General features: G+C 38.1%; 19 protein-coding genes. 3 read left to right on the top strand and 16 right to left on the bottom strand.

Going from position 1 to position 18,958, the window contains the following annotated elements:
* Window positions 1–261: 261 nt before the first annotated feature.
* Window positions 262–1,131, bottom strand: a complete 870-nt coding sequence (locus V7097_RS20670) for a nucleotidyltransferase-like protein (protein WP_335705530.1) — start codon at window positions 1,129–1,131, stop codon at window positions 262–264.
* Window positions 1,132–1,272: 141 nt separating this feature from the next.
* On the opposite strand from V7097_RS20670, the gene V7097_RS20665 reads away from it, so the two are divergent.
* Window positions 1,273–1,641: a YgzB family protein gene (locus V7097_RS20665; protein WP_335705529.1), complete on the top strand. Its 369-nt coding sequence runs from the start codon at window positions 1,273–1,275 to the stop codon at window positions 1,639–1,641.
* Between the two features lie 22 nt (window positions 1,642–1,663).
* Here the strand turns inward: V7097_RS20665 and perR are convergent, their stop codons facing one another.
* The 3 genes from perR to V7097_RS20650 all read right to left on the bottom strand — a co-directional run bounded on the left by perR (window position 1,664) and on the right by V7097_RS20650 (window position 3,749).
* A complete protein-coding gene (perR, locus tag V7097_RS20660) occupies window positions 1,664–2,107 on the bottom strand; it encodes a peroxide-responsive transcriptional repressor PerR (protein WP_335705528.1) in 444 nt (147 codons plus the stop codon).
* A 135-nt stretch (window positions 2,108–2,242) separates the two neighbouring features.
* Window positions 2,243–2,791, bottom strand: coding sequence for a cob(I)yrinic acid a,c-diamide adenosyltransferase (locus tag V7097_RS20655; protein WP_335705527.1), 549 nt, complete (start codon window positions 2,789–2,791; stop codon window positions 2,243–2,245).
* Window position 2,792: 1 nt separating this feature from the next.
* The gene (locus V7097_RS20650; protein ID WP_335705526.1) at window positions 2,793–3,749 is read right to left on the bottom strand and encodes a D-2-hydroxyacid dehydrogenase; all 957 of its coding nucleotides are present in this window, start codon (window positions 3,747–3,749) and stop codon (window positions 2,793–2,795) included.
* Window positions 3,750–4,332: 583 nt separating this feature from the next.
* Here V7097_RS20650 and V7097_RS20645 point away from each other — a divergent pair.
* A complete protein-coding gene (locus V7097_RS20645; protein ID WP_335705525.1) occupies window positions 4,333–4,524 on the top strand; it encodes a hypothetical protein in 192 nt (63 codons plus the stop codon).
* Here the strand turns inward: V7097_RS20645 and V7097_RS20640 are convergent, their stop codons facing one another.
* From V7097_RS20640 to bcp, 12 genes are all read right to left on the bottom strand, one after another.
* Window positions 4,525–5,265, bottom strand: a complete 741-nt coding sequence (locus V7097_RS20640) for an ABC transporter permease (RefSeq protein WP_335705524.1) — start codon at window positions 5,263–5,265, stop codon at window positions 4,525–4,527.
* A gap of 13 nt (window positions 5,266–5,278) precedes the next feature.
* Window positions 5,279–6,001 (bottom strand): ABC transporter ATP-binding protein, encoded by a 723-nt coding sequence (locus V7097_RS20635; protein ID WP_335705523.1) that lies wholly within the window; start codon window positions 5,999–6,001, stop codon window positions 5,279–5,281.
* Window positions 6,002–6,177: 176 nt separating this feature from the next.
* The gene (locus tag V7097_RS20630) at window positions 6,178–6,936 is read right to left on the bottom strand and encodes an ABC transporter ATP-binding protein (protein ID WP_335705522.1); all 759 of its coding nucleotides are present in this window, start codon (window positions 6,934–6,936) and stop codon (window positions 6,178–6,180) included.
* A 13-nt stretch (window positions 6,937–6,949) separates the two neighbouring features.
* Window positions 6,950–9,256 carry an ABC transporter permease gene (locus tag V7097_RS20625; protein WP_335705521.1) on the bottom strand — a complete coding sequence of 769 codons (2,307 nt, stop codon included), beginning with the start codon at window positions 9,254–9,256 and terminating at the stop codon, window positions 6,950–6,952.
* Between the two features lie 52 nt (window positions 9,257–9,308).
* Window positions 9,309–9,932: a TetR/AcrR family transcriptional regulator gene (locus tag V7097_RS20620; protein WP_335705520.1), complete on the bottom strand. Its 624-nt coding sequence runs from the start codon at window positions 9,930–9,932 to the stop codon at window positions 9,309–9,311.
* Window positions 9,933–10,140: 208 nt separating this feature from the next.
* Window positions 10,141–11,358 carry a sensor histidine kinase gene (locus tag V7097_RS20615; RefSeq protein ID WP_335705519.1) on the bottom strand — a complete coding sequence of 406 codons (1,218 nt, stop codon included), beginning with the start codon at window positions 11,356–11,358 and terminating at the stop codon, window positions 10,141–10,143.
* Window positions 11,359–11,387: 29 nt separating this feature from the next.
* Complete coding sequence (locus V7097_RS20610; RefSeq protein ID WP_335705518.1) at window positions 11,388–12,098, bottom strand: response regulator transcription factor; 711 nt, start codon at window positions 12,096–12,098, stop codon at window positions 11,388–11,390.
* A gap of 738 nt (window positions 12,099–12,836) precedes the next feature.
* Window positions 12,837–13,856: a siderophore ABC transporter substrate-binding protein gene (locus tag V7097_RS20605; RefSeq protein ID WP_335705517.1), complete on the bottom strand. Its 1,020-nt coding sequence runs from the start codon at window positions 13,854–13,856 to the stop codon at window positions 12,837–12,839.
* 212 nt (window positions 13,857–14,068) lie between these two features.
* Window positions 14,069–14,836, bottom strand: coding sequence for an iron ABC transporter ATP-binding protein (locus tag V7097_RS20600; RefSeq protein WP_335705516.1), 768 nt, complete (start codon window positions 14,834–14,836; stop codon window positions 14,069–14,071).
* A complete protein-coding gene (locus V7097_RS20595; protein ID WP_335705515.1) occupies window positions 14,833–15,786 on the bottom strand; it encodes an iron chelate uptake ABC transporter family permease subunit in 954 nt (317 codons plus the stop codon). Before V7097_RS20595 ends, V7097_RS20600 begins: the two co-directional genes overlap by 4 nt.
* Window positions 15,776–16,729, bottom strand: coding sequence for an ABC transporter permease (locus V7097_RS20590; protein ID WP_335705514.1), 954 nt, complete (start codon window positions 16,727–16,729; stop codon window positions 15,776–15,778). Before V7097_RS20590 ends, V7097_RS20595 begins: the two co-directional genes overlap by 11 nt.
* Window positions 16,730–16,959: 230 nt before the next feature.
* Complete coding sequence (gene bcp, locus V7097_RS20585; protein WP_335705513.1) at window positions 16,960–17,427, bottom strand: thioredoxin-dependent thiol peroxidase; 468 nt, start codon at window positions 17,425–17,427, stop codon at window positions 16,960–16,962.
* A 126-nt stretch (window positions 17,428–17,553) separates the two neighbouring features.
* On the opposite strand from bcp, the gene V7097_RS20580 reads away from it, so the two are divergent.
* The gene (locus tag V7097_RS20580) at window positions 17,554–18,843 is read left to right on the top strand and encodes a glutamate-1-semialdehyde 2,1-aminomutase (RefSeq protein WP_335705512.1); all 1,290 of its coding nucleotides are present in this window, start codon (window positions 17,554–17,556) and stop codon (window positions 18,841–18,843) included.
* Window positions 18,844–18,958: the final 115 nt, after the last annotated feature.

Below are 18,958 nucleotides of genomic sequence, written 5' to 3'. Positions count from 1 at the left end.
TTAGAATTAACGTTGACGCTTGTATTGTGTTCAGTTTTCAAAGGACTTTTATGACTCGCCTCTCAGAAGCGACTTTATTAATATATCATGGTGATTTATTAATGTCAATATTATTTTTCAAAAGTTTTTACCGGCTGATTTCTGTCTTTCAGCGGCGAAATCTAATATAACATGGGATCCAATTATCCGTCAACACCTATTTTAATATTTTATTAAAATAATAAAAACCCCTTCACTAAATTAAGAAGGAGTTCAAGGACATTACTTATTTACACTGTATGTTCTATGATAAATACCTTTTCCTTTTGTTTCGATTTTTTCTACATTTATAAAATGTTTATCTACAAGGAATTCTAGATATACTTCTAGATCGACTGAGTATACTTTTAGCTCAGGAAGTTCCATAATCTCACCGAACGTCCAAGAATCATTTCTTTGAGATAGAACATTTAGGATATGGTTGGCTCCAATTTTCGCTCTAGAATGTATGAGAAACTCACTAGCAAGGAAGAGAAGCTCTAGTCGTTTTTCAAGGGATTCTTCGCTTTCTAACAGTTCAATATATAATTTATAAATTTGTGGATCGATTTGTTTTACTTGGTTCCATACTGTTATTTCGGGGTGAAAGCCATTTTCGATTATGGCTAAGCGCGCTAAATGATGAAGTGCATGAATGACATAATTATAGGCATCTAGATGTTGGTCTGCATTAAAAAATGCTTTACCGTCCTGGTACCGACGAATTAGTTTTGCAAATTCAATCCCCATTTTAATTTGTCTTTCCTCTGCTGGGAATTCATGCAGCTCGTTTCTTAAGTCAGTGATGTATTCATTTCGATCAAATAGGATTTTTCCGTTGACAATCCAGTCTACTATCTTCCGATTGGAACCAAATAAAAGCCAGTCTTTTATTTGGCCTTCTTTTACTGTATATAAAGTTGCTTTGTTTTTATTGTAATCATAATGTTTAATAAACACATTTTTCTCAGCTTCTTTTACAATTACGAGTAAGGCTAAGTCAAAGTAATCCGTATGTGTAAAAGCATCCTTCCCCTTTTCGAATAGAATAACCCCTAACGTATTGGGTTGGCTTGCTCTTTCTTGGTAAAGAGGTCGAAGTAAATCCTCCATTTTGATTTCCTCCATTCAAATCCGTTGCTAATATATTTCGACGCACAAAAATAAAACCCTGCACATTTTATACAGAATCTATTTTTTATTTTTATCTTTCTTTTTTATACTGTATATTATATAGAGGAGGTTGTATTAATTATGGGTGTAAAATATTCAAGTAAAATTAATAAAATCCGTTCTTTTGCTCTTGCTTTGATTTTCGCTGGATTTATTGTCATGTACGGGGGAATCTTCTTTAGAGAAAATATTATCTTAATGACAATTTTTATGATTCTTGGTCTCCTTTTTATTGTAGCGAGTACAGTAGTATATTTTTGGATTGGCTTACTATCGACTCGAACTATTCAGGTAATCTGTCCATCTTGCGAAAAGCCAACTAAGATGTTGGGTCGAGTGGATGTGTGTATGTATTGTAAGGAACCATTAACTCTTGATCCAGAGCTTGAAGGAAAAGAGTTTAATGAGAAATACAATAGTAAAAAATACAGTAAAGTAGAAAAAAGCTGACAGGATGACCTGATCAGCTTTTTTAGTGTGCTGCTTTCTTTTGACAATCTTGACATGAGCCGTAAATTTCCATTCTATGATGACTGACTCTAAAGCCAGTTACATGTGCGGCCAATGCTTCCACTTCATCTAAACCTGGATAATGGAAGTCCACAATTTTACCACACTCTTCACAAATCACATGATAGTGCTGCGTTGTGATAAAATCAAAACGACTTGATGAATCTCCGTAAGGTAATTCCTTTACTAAGCCAACTTCACGGAATACACGAAGATTGTTGTACACAGTTGCGACACTCATGTTTGGGAACTTTCCTTCAAGTGCTTTATAGATATCATCTGCAGTCGGGTGACTCATTGAATTAATTAGATATTCTAATATCGCATGACGTTGCGGAGTGATTCGAACCCCGGTTTCTTTCAACGTATCAAGCGCCTCTTTCAAAAGATTTTCTGACACCGCCATGCACCTCTTTTCTAGTAAACATTATTACTTTATAATCCTTATAATTAGTGTATCTTGCTCACACCACTTTTGTCAACATATCTACCATTACTATATGACTATTCCCATTAAAATACGCTTATTTTGCTGGAAATTTCATTGATGAAGTGTTGGTTCACTTTGGCCAAGCTTATGATTGACATAGCGAGCCGCTACAAAAAGAAAATCTGAAAGTCGGTTTAAGTATGAGTTCACCAGTGGATTTACATCCTCTCCAACAGCTACAGCGTTTCTTTCAGCTCTTCTCACAATTGTTCTTGCAACATGGAAGGATGCGCCTGCTTGGCTGCCACCAGGTAAAACAAAGTTTGTAAGTGGAGGGTTCTCCGCATCCCATTTATCGATTGTTTCTTCTAATAAGGCAACGTCCTCCTTGGAAACCTTCCATTTAACTTCCTTCCCTGCAGGTGTAGCTAACTCTGCACCGACGTGAAACAAGGTCGTTTGAACTTTTTTGAAAATCTGTTCGACCTCTCCTTTGCCTTCGAATTGAAATTCATGTAGATGACTTAATCCTAATCCAATCATGGAATTTGCTTCATCACATGTACCGTATGCTTCAACACGAAGATCTGTTTTTGAAACCCGCTGCCCATATACTAAAGAGGTCGTCCCTTTATCACCTGTTTTAGTGTAGATTTTCATCTTAATACCCCCGGTTCAAGTCAATTTTATTGATAAAATCACTGCCACCCTGCCTAAATATATGAAGATTTTGTTCGAAGATTTCAAAGGATCTTGGTTGATAAAACTTTGACTTACTTGAGATATGCGGAGTCACCGTCACATTTTCAAGAATCCAGTATGGATGGTCGCTAGGAAGTGGTTCCTGTTCAAATACATCCAATACTGCATGTGAAATTTTCTTTGATTTTATTGCTTGTAGTAAGACCTCTTCTTTTACTAAATCACCGCGACCAATATTGATGAAATTGGCATCCTTTTTCATCCTATTAAAATGGGTATCGTTAAGGATATATTTTGTTTCGTCAGTGCTCGGAAGGACCGAAACAAGAAAGTCAGCGGTTTCACAAATATAATGGAGACCATCAAATTGGACCATTTCATCTATAAATTCATGCTTTTTACCGCTACGATTTAATCCGATGGTCTTCATGTTAAAGGCTTTCGCTAGTCTTGCAATTTCGCCACCTATTGCACCGACACCTAAGATTCCGATTGTTTTCCCATGTAGCTCGCCAACCGGGAAATGGGTGAGTCGGTCCCAACTTTTAAACTTTTGTTGCTCAACAATTTTCATATTTTTCTTTGTGACATGCAGCATCATGGAAAGGGTGTATTCAGCCATCGGGATTTTGTGAATACCTCTTACGTTTGTTACGAGGATTCCTTTTTCCTTAATCGCTTTAAAAGGCATTAGCTCCAGCCCCGCCGAGATCACCATGATCCATTTTAAATTTATGGCAATATCAATATGTTCTGGGGTCAAGTCTTCCCCGTATGTAAGTAAAATGTCTGCGTTATGTAGTTCGGGTAAAGCTTCTTCAATATCCTCACAATAGATAAATTCTTCATCCGGAAACGCCTTTTTCATCTTTTCTGTAACTTCTTCGATTGGAATAAATGTTGATAAGATTCGCATCATTACGCCTCCTTAACTACTATAGTATCAAGTTTGTTAAAAAGGTGGAAGAGAAAAAAGTGCAAGTGCCTTGAAAGAGGAACATCGACTAACTACTGCCACGTCCTGTGGCATACCTCGATGTCAGCACTTCCTCGAAAATGCAATACATTTTCTTCGTGCGATGATTATGCTACAGAAGCTTTCCTTGTCCTGTAAGAGTCCGACAATCACAAGCGAGCCAGCGAGAAGGGTTGCTCCTTGACCTTCTTGCTAGGCACTTGAACTGGATTAAGCAAAAAAAGGTGCGAGATTTCTCTCGCACTAATTTACGCTAACATCTGAGGAGGTATGCCCTACAATAATAAGATACGTCTGCTATATCGAAAATGTATAGACGTTTGACACTGTCTGTTAAAAATAGGCACCCTGATCCAATATGCCGTGGCGTATTGGCGCCCGATTTTTAGGCCCACAGGAAGTGGGTCATAAAGACGAAGACATCAGGAATTGGCGTTCTTAGTCTTTGATCTTACTGCGAGATACAGTGAAACTTCAATCTGTGGATGCCTTACGCCACAGATTGTTAGTTGAGGCCCACACGATGTGGGTCACGAAGACGTTGCCACAGGACGTGGCGTTTTTAGTCTTTGTTCACTTTATCGGGCATTTACTGATAGTTGCCCTCCATGAGGGCTTAGTACCTGTTAATGCGGGAAAAGATACCTTTGAAAAATCGTGGCATCCGCCGGAGGCTTTAACTATATTAGCAGAAGTGAGTCTTCTGCTAATATAGTTAATCCGTCCATTTGAAGTATTTTAAACCGATGATTGTAGATACAACTAAAACACCTAGTAAGATTCCAATGTCAAGAAGTGCATCTGTTGTGAAAAGTGTTCCGTTCCAGCCATCTCTTAGGACATTCACTACATATGTTAGTGGGACGATGGCAGCGATTTTTTGAAGAACTTCAGGATACGTTTCTAATGGAATTGTTGCCCCGGATAAAAACATCATCGGGTACATCGCAATCATAGCAACCCCTAATGCTGTCTGCATACGCTTTGTCACACTTGAAACAATAAACCCTATCGAGAAAAAAGTAATTGCACTAAATGTTAAGGCTACAAAAAACTCAAAAGGATGTGTGGTTATCTCTGAATTAAATCCGAACTTTGCAATTAATAAGATTTCAATTGCACCAACATAGATTGCAATAAAGCCTTTTAAAATAGTTGCCATAAAAATAGCGTTTTGATTGATAGGTGTACCTTTTAAACGTTTGTAAACCCCTTTTTCACGGTCAATAACAATTTGCAGTCCCATTGAGAAAAAGGCTGTGGTGAAAATAATGATGGCGATCATGCTTGGAATATAGGCTTGGAAGTAGTTATGTCCCTCGTATGTGTTTGATTCAAACATTAATCCAAACACGATAAAGCTGACGGCTGGGACGATAAATGTAAACAGTAATGCTAATGTCTCGCGAAAAAATAATTTTAATTCCATTTGTGTATGTGTAAGAATTGATTGCATTTGTTTTTCCTCCTTAATGTGAAACCGCATATTTTAAATAAACATCTTCCATTGTTCCTGCACCTTGCAGGTAAGAATCGATTAGATTCTGTGGTTGGTCACAAGCTACTAATTTTCCTTGTTTAATAATTGCGATTCGGTCACAGTGCTTTTGCGCTTCGTCCATATAATGTGTAGAAAGAAGAATCGTTTTTCCTTCGTTACGGTAGCGATTGATGCAGAGCCAGAGGTCGCGTCTTGCCTGTGGGTCTAGGCCGGTTGTTGGTTCATCGAGAAAAATGATCTCTGGATCGTTTACTAGCGCTAATGCTAAGGATGTACGTTGCTGCCAGCCCCCTGATAGATTCTTAACATATTTATTTAGATAAGGTGTAAGCCCGAGTGTATCAATGATTTCCTGTAAGTCTCGTTTTTTATCGTAATAAGAGCTGAATAGTTTCAAAGCTTCCTTTACTTTGATTCGGTCGTAAAGGGCTGTTTGTTGAAGCTGGATTCCAATTTTTTGCTTGATTTCGTTTGATGCATCTTCTACGTTCATGCCAAGTACTTTTACCGTTCCTGTATCTGGTTTGCGAATGCCCATCATGATTTCGAGGGTGGTTGATTTTCCTGCACCGTTTGCACCGATGATGCCGAGTACTTCTCCTTTTTTAACTTGTAGGGTGATGCCATCAACTGCTTTTACGTCTCCGTAGCTTTTTGATATATTTGTAAGTTCGATCACAGTTTGATTCATGTTAAGGTCCTCCTTAGTTTCATTTGCTTTGTTATCCTTATCATAGACAGCGAACCTTAACTAAACCTTAAGTGAGTCTTATATCATTATTAAGATTAATTAACACAGCAAAAACGCTTGGATTATGAATGCAATCCAAGCGCCAAACAAAATCTATGAAATTGTGAAACAACAAATCATATTCCTATTTCTAACATTTTCGCTGTAACTTCTTCGACTCTGCGATCGATATCCGTTCTGTCATACTTCGGAAGCTTTAATTCAGTCACAATACTCCCGTCCCGCATAAACAGAATACGCTCCGACCGTGCTGCAACCTTCGCATCGTGAGTGACAAGCATAACTGCCGTGCCGTCTGCGTTGATTTCAGAAAACAAGTCCATAATCTCCTGCGCAGATTTTGAGTTGAGCGCTCCAGTTGGCTCGTCACCGAAAATAATTTCCGGGCCATTCATCAGTGCACGGCATATCCCAGCACGCTGAAACTGGCCTCCCGAAACCTGTGTAATGTCACGCTTTTCAAGTCCCGCAATACCAACTCTCTTCATAAGTGAGCTTGCTTTCTCTGAAATTTTTGTAACGTTTTTTCTGTTATCACGCATAGATGGTAAGATAATATTGTCGATAATGTTTAAGTTTTTAAGCATCGTCGGCTGCTGAAAAACAAACCCCATGTTATTACGACGTATATCCGAAAGCTCGTTCTCCGTGCATGTTGATAAATCCTTTCCGGCAAAAAGGACCTTACCCCCATCAACTCCATCCGTTCCGCTTAGTGCAAATAGTAGCGTTGATTTTCCAGAACCTGAGGGTCCCATAATCGTAACGAACTCACCCTCGTTTATTTCAACAGATACCCCATCAAGAACATTGCGCTGTTCATTTCCCTCACCGAACATTTTTATTATATGATCACCTATTAGAATCTTCTTCAATTGCCTACTCCCCCTATTCCTTAATATGTTCGGAAATGTTAATTTGTCCCGCGCTAGATGTACCAAACATTGTTGCGAGAAGTACAATGACTGCCATCATCAGCGGACTAAGCAAATATGCTTGAACCGGATTGACCGTAAAATCAAACGTTGATGCTCCAAACGAAGCGATGAGCATGCCAGCAAAAACCTCACCGAGTGTGTTCGCGAGAAGCGTGCCGAGAACAATTCCGATAATCAGTACAATAAACGAACGTGAATAATACTGCACCTTAATGTCCGAATTTGTAAAACCAAGGGCCTTCAATACCGCAATGGAATTCCTGTCCTTTGCAACAAGCATTTTCATGAACAACAGTGTAACCAGTATTGTAATAACAAGCGCAACAGCAATTGCGGAGTATGAAGCCACTTCCACGGAACTTATTGTCGAGCCTAAAGTCTGAGAAACAAATTCATCGATGTCTGAAGTCTTCGCAAAATTGAATTTGTCCGAGTATGCCGAAACCTTGCTGTCTACAAGTGATATATCCGAGAGTTTGACACAGATGATGGTCCACATAATATTTGCCGAATTGTCGGAGAATACAGCCTTTGCGGTTTTACCACCATTCGTAACGTCGGAATACATTCCAGTAACCGTAAGTTCTTTTTCATTCCCTTCACTTACAAGTGTAATGTAATCTCCCACTTTTTTTCCCAACTCTTCAGCATTTAAAGTCGAAAGTGCGATTTCGTCATCACTGACAGGTGCTCTACCTTCAGAGTACTCGATAGGAAATGCCGAATGGTCACCGAGCTCAACTTTTATATTTTCCTCAGTCCCGTTATTTGTTTTTACTTTAAAAGTCTTTGTTGTCAAAACAGTATATTTTGAAACCGAACTATCGCTTTCTACCGTATTCACGATTTCATCCGTTTTGTCAGAAATATTGGTCTGAATACGAAGATCATAGTGGCCAATTCCCATATATTGAATGAAGCCCTTTGAAGATATCGTGTTATACAGGTTTTGCGGAACAATGATAATAAATGACGAAATCACAAGGACTATCAGCATTGTTGTGTAAAGTCCCTTTCGAGCAAGAACATCCTTGATTCCTAGAAATATATTCGTGCTAAACATTTTGTTTCCATTTAAGGTAAAACGCTTTGCACCAGCTTTCTTTTCCTGAGAAGTCCCAAAGCGTATGGCTTGAGCAGCTGATATTTTTCGAAATTTCTTCAAAACAAAGTTTACATAACCAACGATTGCAAGAAATACAAGCAATATGCTAATGATTCCTAAAACTAAGGCAAAAGAAGAATTTTCGCTTTTACCCATATAAAGCCGAATATTTTCAAGAAGTTTGCCTTGGAACAATAGTGAGAGAATAAACCCAAGAATACTACCAGTCGCAGCTATGCTTACGTATTTTGCAACGTAAATCTTTTTAATGTCAGAAAGACGAAGGCCGATTGCTTTCATTACACCAATTTCACGGTAGTCGTCTTCAATTTTAGCAAGTAAGGTAAAACGTATACTCATAAATGCGATGGCAACGACCAGTGCGCTTATTAGAAGGATAACTGCAATCATCATCCCGTCTGAAATGCCGTTCATCATTTTGAATAGAGTATAAGTCACTGTTGGTCCGTTTGCTTCAAGTCCTGCGGAAGCATATTCCGATTCAAATTCGCCTATTTTTGAAAAATCGTTTAGTCTAAACTCGATCAGATATTCGATACTTCCAAGATCCTTTATTTCTGCAAAATCATTCTCGCTTACAAGAAATCTCTTTGATGCAGAGAGAGAGGAATTCATCGTCGAATCACGGAGATATCCCGCTACAGTAAATTCCTTCCCGCTAATTACAGCCTTATCACCGACTTCTGTAGTTTTGTCCTTCATATAGGCAACTGGAACGTAAATCTCTCCATCGGATACATTGATGATGTTGCCGTCAAGATCAAGAAGATAATCGAATTTTTCATTCTGTATGCTTAAGCCGTTATCCTGAACACTATTGGCAAGCGAATTATCTCCTAAAATAATTTGTGAGCCGTCAATACCTAGGAACTCTACTATCTCATATTCTTCAACTTTATCATTCTCTTCTGCAAAAGATTTAAGTCGATCCCTATCAATTTCACCCGAATGCATTTGCATAAAATGTGGCGCTTCGGCTTTTGTCATTAGCAATTCTAGCGCACCTGTAAGATTAACAATGAGAATCGCTGCAAGTGAAACAAGCATTGATGCTGCAGCGACAAAAATCATGGTTGTAAATGTTATGATTTTGCTCTTTACTATGTCATTTCGGATTAGTCTAAAATACATATGTCACCTCTGTTTTTACTTCTTGAGCAGTTTCCTCTAGATTTTATAAAATTCACTTGCTGCCAAACATTTGCATAACGCTCATTAGACTTCCTTTTTCCGCACCGAGTAGCCTCTCTCCATTGAATATAAACGCTTGTATCCGTGAGGCACGTTCCTCATTAGTCATCTCTACCAAATCATCATCAAAAACGATATTTGCATATGTAACAAGCATTTCCATACATTCATACGGATATGGCGTGCTAAAAAGTCCGTGTTCAATGCCTTCTTGTATGATACCGGACAGAATGGGCGTAACGCCGTTGATAATTACTTTTTGTATTTTCTGATGCATCAGTGCGTTCTGTGGCTTATGAATATGATCCATCATTTCCTCACTGCTTCCACCACTTACATTCATTGATAAAACAGTGCGTATCATCCGCTCGACTACAGGAATACTCTTGTCAGCTGCAATTTCCTGTGCTGTGCTTATAAGTCGAACACTATACCAATCAATCAACGCGTCCATAATATCTTCCTTTGACTTGAAATGATAATAGAGTGTTCCCCGTGCAATTCCGACCTTTTTGAGAATATCGTTTGTACTCGTTCCATCAAAACCCTTTTGACTGAACAGCTCGTCTGCAGCATCAAGTATTTCGTTTCTACGTTCAATTGCTTCTTTCCTCATAATTACTCCTCCTTCTATAGACCGACTGTCTGTTGATTAAATAGTAGCATTCTAGATTTAACGATAAAGTGGTTGTGTGTTAAGGTTGTGTAAAGTTTTTGAAGTTTCTTCATTTTAAAGATTAATGGGAATTGCGTAAAAAGGAAAAAAGACCAGATCACCTATGTGATTTGGCCTGTTAATTGGTGTTTTACCACGTGGATAGCTGTTAATCAATCGGGAGTTCGATTATAAAATTCGTTTTCCCTCGTTTTGGTGCAGTGTCGACATGGATAGTTCCGTTATGGAGTTCAACGATTTTCTTTGTGATGGCGAGACCAAGTCCTGAACCACCGTCATTTACCCTGCTCTTGTCCCCTCTTACAAACGGATCAAATAAAGTTTGGGCAATTTCCTCGCGAATGCCAACACCATTGTCACCGACTTCAATTACTATTTTATCCTTCAATTTAGTCAATTTAAGATAAATTTCCGTTCCGTTCGGATTATATTTATTTGTATTTTGAAGCAGATTTGATATCGCTCGATTGAGTAGTTTTTGATCTAACGGAAACATCATTTTTGTATCAGGAATATCGATATCAAGCTCCATTTCTTTTTCCTCAAATAAATCAAAATGCTCCGCAATGACCCCACGGTAGAATTCACAAATATCGATATTTTCCTTCTGAATAGGGACATCAGGGCTATCTAATTTTGAAAACATAAAGAGCTCATCTATTAAGGATGTTACCCGAATTGATTTGTTATGAATGTATTTTAAGTATTTTTTCGTTTGTTCTTCGTCTGTAACCAAACCTTCATATAACGCCCTAGAGTATCCTTGAATCGTCGTAATCGGCGTTTTTAAATCATGAGAGATATCAGCGAGCATTTGCTTTTTGCTTTCTTCTAGTCTCGTCATTTCACGATTTTTAAACTCTAACTCATCTGCCGTTCTCCTTAAGACTTCGCTCATTTCCTTGTACTTGATCGACCCCCTTATAATAAAGGGGAGGATGCTTCCACCGAATATTGGAGGTCCTAGATTTAGAATCGTGTAGTATGCTCCGGAAAGGACAACTTGATAAACAAGAATAAGGCTGAAAAACGTGAACAGGCCACACACGACATACATCCATTGCAATGAAAGACGAGTCACCTGATACACAACAATGAAAATCATAAAAATATACAATGGATCATACATAAAACCAAATAGTAGAATGATTGATATTTGGACAAAAACAAACGCAAGTGTGTACTTTGAGTTCCAGTATGCCTGTCGGTATGCAATAACAAGTGCTGCCATTAAAAATAAGCCAAATAGCAATTTCCCCCCTGATTCTTGAAATAAAAAGTAGAGCGGAATCGCAATGTTAGCAATATATATATATGGAATTACGCCTTCATTTTCTGGAAAAAACCGATGGAACATTTTTTTCATTTTTCTCTTCCCCACTGATTCATCTGTTTCTATTTACGGTTTTCAAATTTATAGCCTAACCCTCTAATGGTTTTTATGTAGTTTGGTTTTTTCGGATTTTCCTCGAGCTTTTCTCTTAGCTTTGAGATATGGACATTGATCGTGTTGTCCTCTTCGCCACCCATGTAGTAATCGTTCCACGCTCTTTCAAAGATTTGTTGTTTCGTATAAACCCTTCCAGGTGAACTCATTAATAATTCAAGAATGCGATATTCGATTTTTGTGAGAGTGATTATGTCGTCTCCCTTAATCACTGAAAAGGAACTTTCATCTAAGACAATATCACCCACTTTAATCTGAAGGCTTTCACTTTTGGTTGGGGACTCTTGCTTGTAGCTATAGCTTCTTCTAAGTTGCGCCTGAACCCGCGCGATCACTTCTAGTGGGTTAAAGGGCTTCGGAATGAAGTCGTCTGCTCCCAGCCCAAGTCCTAAAATTTTTTCGTTATCGTCGTTCTTAGCAGAAATGATAATGATGGGGATGTGCAAATCCTGTCTCACTCTTTTAATGAGCTGATAGCCGTTAATGTTTGGCATCATAAGGTCAACAAGCATGAGATCGATGTTTTCATTCTGAATGATTAGTAGTGCCTCTTGACCGTCAAAGGCTTCTAGAATTCTATAATTCTCTTTTTCCAAATAAAGACTAAGCAGCTCGACAATCTCAGGCTGATCATCCACAATTAAAATAGTACGACTCATCCAAGTATCCCCTTCCATACAATTCCATTTTCTTTTCAGTATAACAAAATCAAACGCATCCCGGTGTAATTTTTTAATGAGCTTGAGGTAACGGGACATGTTTCTTCTTTTTATGCTCTAGCTTGTATTTCTAGAGGTATCATACGGGACATTCTCCTCCTTTTACCGCTCTAGCTTGTATCGCTAGACTATTCTTACCGTACATGCTCAACTTGTTTTTGCATTAGCATGTATCGTTAAACCTCTCTCGCCATACATACTCAACATTTTTTTCTCCAGCTTGTACCGCGAAACCTCTCTCGCCATACATACTCAACATTTTTTTTAATTCAGCTTGTACCGCGAAACCCTTCTTACAGGACATGCTCTTAGTTTTTTCGCCCTAGCGTGGACCGCTGGACCGTTTTATAACATTACATTTGGATATTTCCGGAAAAATCCATATCATTAATACACTATATGACATGGCTATTGGTTATTATTGTAAAAGGCAATACCATAAAAGCACTATTTATAATAACTTTTGGATACAAACGGAAAAACCCATGCCATAACAACACTATTTATTATGACTTTTGGATAAAAAAAGGAAAAACTTAAACCTAACCTCACTATGTGTCATAACTATTGTAAATTACCGGAAAATCCCACATCTTAAACCACCTCCATTACAAAACGAAAAAAAGCCGCCCAGAGAATCAGTTTTCACTGACTTTCTGAACAGCCTTCGTTCGCATTTTATTTTAACTCAGCTTTGATTTCTTCAATTTTGGCAAGCTCAGATTGTAAGCCGCCACCGCTTAGGTACCAAAGTACGCCATCTAAATACACGATTCTTTTGTTTTGATAAGCTTTTGTTTTCTCGATGATTTTATTTTCCATGTCTTTATCGATATTTGATTGACCACCAGTAGCTGCTGTACGGTCAATTACAAATAACACTTCAGGATTAAATTCTAAAATTGCTTCAAATCCAAAGTTAGAACCGTGAGATGAAGCTGCGATATCTTCAGTTACTGGCTTGAAGCCGTAAATATCATAAATATAACCGAAACGAGAGTTTGTTGCGAATCCTGATAATTTTCCTTCGTTGTACATTGTAACTAATGAACTTTCATAGCTACCAGATAAAGCCTTCACTTCTTCTAGAGCTGAATCGATTTTTGCTTTGTGTTCATCAGCTTTAGCTTCTTTACCAAACATTTTCGCTGCTACATCTACAGAAGCTAAGAATGTGTTCCAGTAATCATCCTGAGATGTACCAACAAATACAACAGGTGCGATTTCCTGTAATTCCTCATAGTATGGCGCTAGACGACCTGAAATGAAAATGGCATCTGGACCAATTTCAGCAATATCTTCAAGTAATGGTTCTTTTAAAGTTCCAACATTTACGTAATCATCGCTCGCATACTCTTCAAGGCTTGCTGGTAGGCTGGAATCTTGTGGAACCCCAACGATACCTTCTACGCCAAGTGCATCTAATGTATCTAAGAAACCATAATCAAAAACAACGATTTTCTCTGGCATAGCGTCAAATGTTACATCTTCAAAGTTAACAGTTCCTGCTTCTTCACTATCAGTTGATGTTAAAGTTGGAGAAACAGTCATTGGATATTGACCTGCTGCTTTATTTGTTGCTTGTTCACCAGCTACATTATCTTTTGCTTTTTCAGTTTTAGTCTCATCGTCATTCCCACATGCCGTAAGCGCTAACGATAGAGCTAAAACTGCACCTGCTAATTTCCATTTTTTCATGTGTGTCCTCTCCTTTTAGACATTTATGTATTTCACTAATTAAAAATGAGAATCATTTTCATTGATAACTATTCTCATTATAGGTTCATAACGAACTTCCGTCAATACAAAATGAAAAAATATTTTTAATACTATTTTATATGGATCAAAGACTAAGAACCCCATTTCCTGTTGGCCTAAAAAAAAGACCTAGAGACTAAATCCCCTAGGTCTTATGCATGTGAATTGAAGTAGACGCAAATCCGACAACCATTTTGTTCTTGGATTGGAATATCCATATCATAGATCTCACGTAAAGCATCTGAATTGATAATTTCATGGGTTGGTCCATTTTTGATCAACTTGCCGTCCTTCAGTGCAACAATTCGATCTGAATACACTGACGCAAAATTAATATCATGCAAGACGATCACAACGGTTTTGCCAAGTTCATCCACAAGCTTCCGTAAAATCTTCATAATTTGTACGGAATGCTTCATATCCAGGTTATTTAATGGCTCATCAAGTAATACATAGTCTGTATCCTGTGCAATAACCATCGCTATAAAAGCACGTTGTTTTTGTCCACCTGATAGCTCATCTAAAAACTTATCCTCGATATCAATTAAATTCATATATTCAAGCGCTTGGTTAATGAATTTTTCATCTTCATCTGAAAGGCGTCCCTTTGAATAAGGATAGCGTCCAAATGCAACAAGCTCACGAATGGTTAAACGCACGTTTAAGTAGTTAGATTGTTTAAGAATCGAAACACGTTTTGCAAACTCAGACGACTTCCACTTTTTCACATTGTTTTTATCAAGTAAAACTTCCCCAGTATCAGCATCTAATAATCGACTTACCATAGACAGAAGCGTGGATTTACCTGCACCATTCGGTCCGATAAACGATGTAATTGTGCCCGACTCAATGTTGATAGACACATCTTCAACAACAGGTTTTTTCCCAAAATACTTCGATAATCCTTTGATTTCAATCATCGTGCTGACCTACTTTCTTTTAATAGTAAGAAAATGAAATAAATACCACCGACAAAGTTAATGATGACACTTAATGTGGTACGTAATTCAAAAATATGTTCAACGAGAAACTGCCCACCAACAAGTGCAATGACACTCATTAAGCTTGCCCCTAAAATTAAAATCGAGTGTTTATATGTGGCTAAAAATTGATAAGCTAGGTTGGCTACAATTAAACCAAAAAATGTAATCGGACCAACTAATGCAGTTGAAGTCGCAATTAACACCGATGATAAAATTAATACATTCATGACCATCCGATCATAATTAACACCTAGGTTCATCGCATTCTCACGGCCAAGTGACATGACATCTAACTTATCCATAATAAGGTAGCCATAAAGAAACGCAATGAGTAAAATTCCAATTGCAATATATAAAAGCTCTGCCTTAACGTTTGTAAAGGTTGCAAATAATCGACTTTGGAGACTTAAATACTCAACTGGATCGATCATCACCTGTAAAAATGTGACGAGACTTCCTAATAGTGTTCCGATAATCAACCCTATTAATAGAAGTAAATAGATTGGATGTTTATCTGACCGGAATAAGAAACGGTATAGAATGAGCGCAAATAATACCATAGAGATAATAGCTGCACCAAAGTTTAAATATTTATTTAATACCCAAATAGACATGGAACCAGCAAAGAAATAGATTAATGTTTGAACGACCTCATACATCGAGTCAAGTCCCATCATGGACGGAGTCAGGATACGGTTTTGCGTAATCGTTTGGAACACAACGGTCGAATATGCAATCGCAATTCCGGTTACAACCATTGCCGTAACTCGAGTCATCCGTTTAGGGAAGGCGTAATCAAATCCACCTTTTAAATCATAAAATCCATATAACAAAACACAAATGATTGCAATAGCGGCTAAGATAATCAGTTTTGTACTATTTCGCATATGCTCTCCCCCTAAATAACATAATTAAGAAGATCGCACTGCCGATTACTGCAACAGTTACATTGACTGGAATCTCATACGGATGGACAATAATTCTACCCAAAATATCACAGATTAATAGAAACACAACCCCTAATGCTGCTGTATGTGGAATCGTCTTTCGTAAATTATCCCCTAAATAAAGCGATACGATATTCGGTACAATTAATCCTAAAAATGGAATGACTCCAACTGTTAGTACAACAGTTGTGGAAATAATAGCGACAAGCACAAGACCTATATTTAAAACAACTTTATAGCTTAACCCAAGGTTTTTTGCAAAATCTTCACCCATTCCAGCAACTGTAAATTTATTAGCAAAAATATAAGCCAAAATTACAGCCGGAATAGCAATATATAAAAGCTCATAGCGTCCTGCAATCACCAATGTGAAGCTGCCCATTAACCAAGATGAAATGTTTTGAATGAGGTCTGCTTCATATGCAAAAAATGTCGCGATGGATGATAATATATTTCCGTACATAATCCCGATTAACGGAACGAAAATGACATCCTTAAATTTAATCTTATCTAAAATTTGCATAAAAATGAGTGTACCCACTAATGCAAATACAAAGCTAAAAATAATCTGTTGTGTATAGGTTACATTTGCAAAGAGCAGCATTGAAATTAAGATCCCTAGCTTTGCTGCATCTAATGTACCAGCAGTTGTAGGAGATACGAATTTATTTCTGCTTAAGCTTTGCATAATTAATCCTGCAATACTCATCCCTGCACCCGCTAAAATGATCGCCATTAAACGAGGAACCCGACTAATCAGGAAAATCTGTGTCTCATCTGATTCCCAATTTAGTAAATCCATCGGTGTGATATTAATAGCGCCAATAAATAGCGAAATAAAGGAGAGGACAATGGCAGCGATTATTAACATCCATAGTCTCATCTGTAAATCCTCATAACATGTATTTTCTTAGTATATGACAAATGAAAACGATTATCATTACTAATAACTTCATTATAAGTAAAGAAAATTGTAAAATCAACCTACAAATAGGATTTCGAGTGGTTTCAATTACACCACTCGTAACCTCTCGAAATGCTGTCCTCACTTGTATTCATGTGTTACCCCAGTGAAGTTTCGGACGGCACTTACCTTTTTATTTCACAAATTCTTCACAAATTATCTTTTATGTAAGAAAGTGCTTCTTCAACATGTCCTTTAACGGATACTTTGCGCATTTCTTTTACGAGATTTCCTTCTTTATCAATAATGAAGGTTGATCGCTCGATTCCCATATATTCCTTGCCGAAGTTTTTCTTTAGCTTCCAGACTCCATATTTATCAGCTACTTCGTGTTCTTCATCTACTAGTAATAAAAACGGAAGATCATATTTATCGATGAATTTTTTGTGGCGTTCAAGTGAATCTGTGCTAACACCAAGTATCACAGTGTCAAGCCCGCTAAAGCTTTCATGTGCATCTCTAAAATCACAAGCCTCTGTTGTACATCCTGGTGTCATATCCTTTGGATAAAAATAAAGCACGACATTCTTCCCATTAAAATCTGCTAATGAAACTGTTTCTCCGTTGCTTGCTGTTGCAGTAAATTCAGGTGCTTTTTTTCCAACTTCAATTGTCATCGTTTTTACCTCCTGTTTTTTCCTATTAATAATAGGGTACATAATTTCAGATTGATATACAAATAAACTGGACTTGATTTGTGCTAAAATAGAATCGTTGAGTTCAAAGCTAGGAGGAACAAAATAATGAATCATTCAAAATCAGAAGAACTATATAGTGAGGCTCTAGAGCACATCGTTGGAGGTGTAAATAGCCCATCTCGTTCATACAAAGCGGTTGGCGGTGGCGCACCGGTGGCGATGGAACGTGCAAAAGGTGCTTATTTTTGGGATGTTGACGGAAATAAATACATAGATTATCTAGCAGCATATGGCCCAATCATTACCGGCCATGCTCACCCCCATATTACTGAGGCGATTACAAAGGCTGCTGAGACCGGTGTGTTATACGGTACTCCAACAAAACATGAAGTGAAGTTTGCGAAAATGCTTAAGGAAGCTATTCCAGGAATGGATAAAGTACGATTTGTAAACTCTGGAACGGAAGCTGTGATGACGACGATTCGTGTTGCGCGTGCCTATACTAATAGAACGAAGATTATTAAATTTGCAGGCTGCTATCACGGACATTCTGATCTTGTGCTTGTTGCTGCAGGTTCAGGTCCGTCAACACTTGGAACTCCTGATTCTGCTGGTGTCCCAAAGAGCATTGCACAAGAAGTAATCACAGTTCCATTCAATGATATCGAACCTTTTAAAGAGGCACTTGCAAAATGGGGTTCGGAAATCGCCGGCGTTCTAGTAGAACCAATTGTTGGCAACTTCGGAATCGTGGAACCAAATGAAGGCTTTTTAGAGCAAGTACTTGAGCTTTCCCATGAAGCCGGTGCACTCGTTATTTTCGATGAAGTCATTACGGCTTTCCGCTTTATGTATGGTGGCGCTCAAAATTTACTAGGAATCACACCTGACTTAACCGCACTTGGAAAAATCATCGGCGGTGGACTACCAATCGGTGCATACGGTGGAAAAAAAGAAATCATGGAGCAGGTTGCACCACTTGGCCCTGCTTACCAGGCTGGAACAATGGCTGGAAACCCAGCATCTATGCTTTCAGGAATTGCTTGCCTAGAAGTGCTTCAAGAAGAAGGGCTATATGAAAAATTAGATCGACTTGGTGCAATGCTTGAAGAAGGTATTCTAAAGCATGCAGCTACCTACAATGCTCCGATTACGATTAACCGATTAAAAGGTGCATTGACTATTTTCTTTACGAATGAAAAGGTTGAAAACTATGAGCAGGCAGAGAACACGGACGGAGAAATGTTTGGCCGATTCTTCAAATTAATGCTCAGCCAAGGCATCAATCTTGCCCCATCAAAATATGAAGCATGGTTCCTTACTATTGCTCATACGGAAGAGGATATTGTCGAGACACTTAAAGCTGTAGAATATGCGTTTAAGAATTTAAAGTAAGTAGAGAGAACCTGCCGGGTGGCAGGTTCTTTGTTATTTTTGGGGGCTATACATGAGGAATTGCGCTTTATTTTTGATATTTGCGCTTTATTCGGGTGAACATGCCCCTGTCAAG

It is taken from the genome of Bacillus sp. JJ1562, assembly GCF_036962705.1.
Classification (GTDB): Bacteria; Bacillota; Bacilli; order Bacillales; family Bacillaceae_L; genus Ferdinandcohnia.
Note: the sequence above shows the minus strand (reverse complement) of the source record. Positions and strands in the feature narration are given on the sequence as shown.

Bases quoted from the DNA above. Each gene is read 5' to 3' on its own strand.
- V7097_RS20670 (WP_335705530.1), bottom strand. From the start codon at position 1,131: ATGGAGGATTTACTTCGACCTCTTTACCAAGAAAGAGCAAGCCAACCC.
- V7097_RS20665 (WP_335705529.1), top strand. From the start codon at position 1,273: ATGGGTGTAAAATATTCAAGTAAAATTAATAAAATCCGTTCTTTTGCT.
- perR (WP_335705528.1), bottom strand. From the start codon at position 2,107: ATGGCGGTGTCAGAAAATCTTTTGAAAGAGGCGCTTGATACGTTGAAA.
- V7097_RS20655 (WP_335705527.1), bottom strand. From the start codon at position 2,791: ATGAAAATCTACACTAAAACAGGTGATAAAGGGACGACCTCTTTAGTA.
- V7097_RS20650 (WP_335705526.1), bottom strand. From the start codon at position 3,749: ATGCGAATCTTATCAACATTTATTCCAATCGAAGAAGTTACAGAAAAG.
- V7097_RS20645 (WP_335705525.1), top strand. From the start codon at position 4,333: ATGTGGGTCACGAAGACGTTGCCACAGGACGTGGCGTTTTTAGTCTTT.
- V7097_RS20640 (WP_335705524.1), bottom strand. From the start codon at position 5,265: ATGCAATCAATTCTTACACATACACAAATGGAATTAAAATTATTTTTT.
- V7097_RS20635 (WP_335705523.1), bottom strand. From the start codon at position 6,001: ATGAATCAAACTGTGATCGAACTTACAAATATATCAAAAAGCTACGGA.
- V7097_RS20625 (WP_335705521.1), bottom strand. From the start codon at position 9,256: ATGTATTTTAGACTAATCCGAAATGACATAGTAAAGAGCAAAATCATA.
- V7097_RS20620 (WP_335705520.1), bottom strand. From the start codon at position 9,932: ATGAGGAAAGAAGCAATTGAACGTAGAAACGAAATACTTGATGCTGCA.
- V7097_RS20615 (WP_335705519.1), bottom strand. From the start codon at position 11,358: ATGAAAAAAATGTTCCATCGGTTTTTTCCAGAAAATGAAGGCGTAATT.
- V7097_RS20610 (WP_335705518.1), bottom strand. From the start codon at position 12,098: ATGAGTCGTACTATTTTAATTGTGGATGATCAGCCTGAGATTGTCGAG.
- V7097_RS20605 (WP_335705517.1), bottom strand. From the start codon at position 13,856: ATGAAAAAATGGAAATTAGCAGGTGCAGTTTTAGCTCTATCGTTAGCG.
- V7097_RS20600 (WP_335705516.1), bottom strand. From the start codon at position 14,836: ATGATTGAAATCAAAGGATTATCGAAGTATTTTGGGAAAAAACCTGTT.
- V7097_RS20595 (WP_335705515.1), bottom strand. From the start codon at position 15,786: ATGCGAAATAGTACAAAACTGATTATCTTAGCCGCTATTGCAATCATT.
- V7097_RS20590 (WP_335705514.1), bottom strand. From the start codon at position 16,729: ATGAGACTATGGATGTTAATAATCGCTGCCATTGTCCTCTCCTTTATT.
- bcp (WP_335705513.1), bottom strand. From the start codon at position 17,427: ATGACAATTGAAGTTGGAAAAAAAGCACCTGAATTTACTGCAACAGCA.
- V7097_RS20580 (WP_335705512.1), top strand. From the start codon at position 17,554: ATGAATCATTCAAAATCAGAAGAACTATATAGTGAGGCTCTAGAGCAC.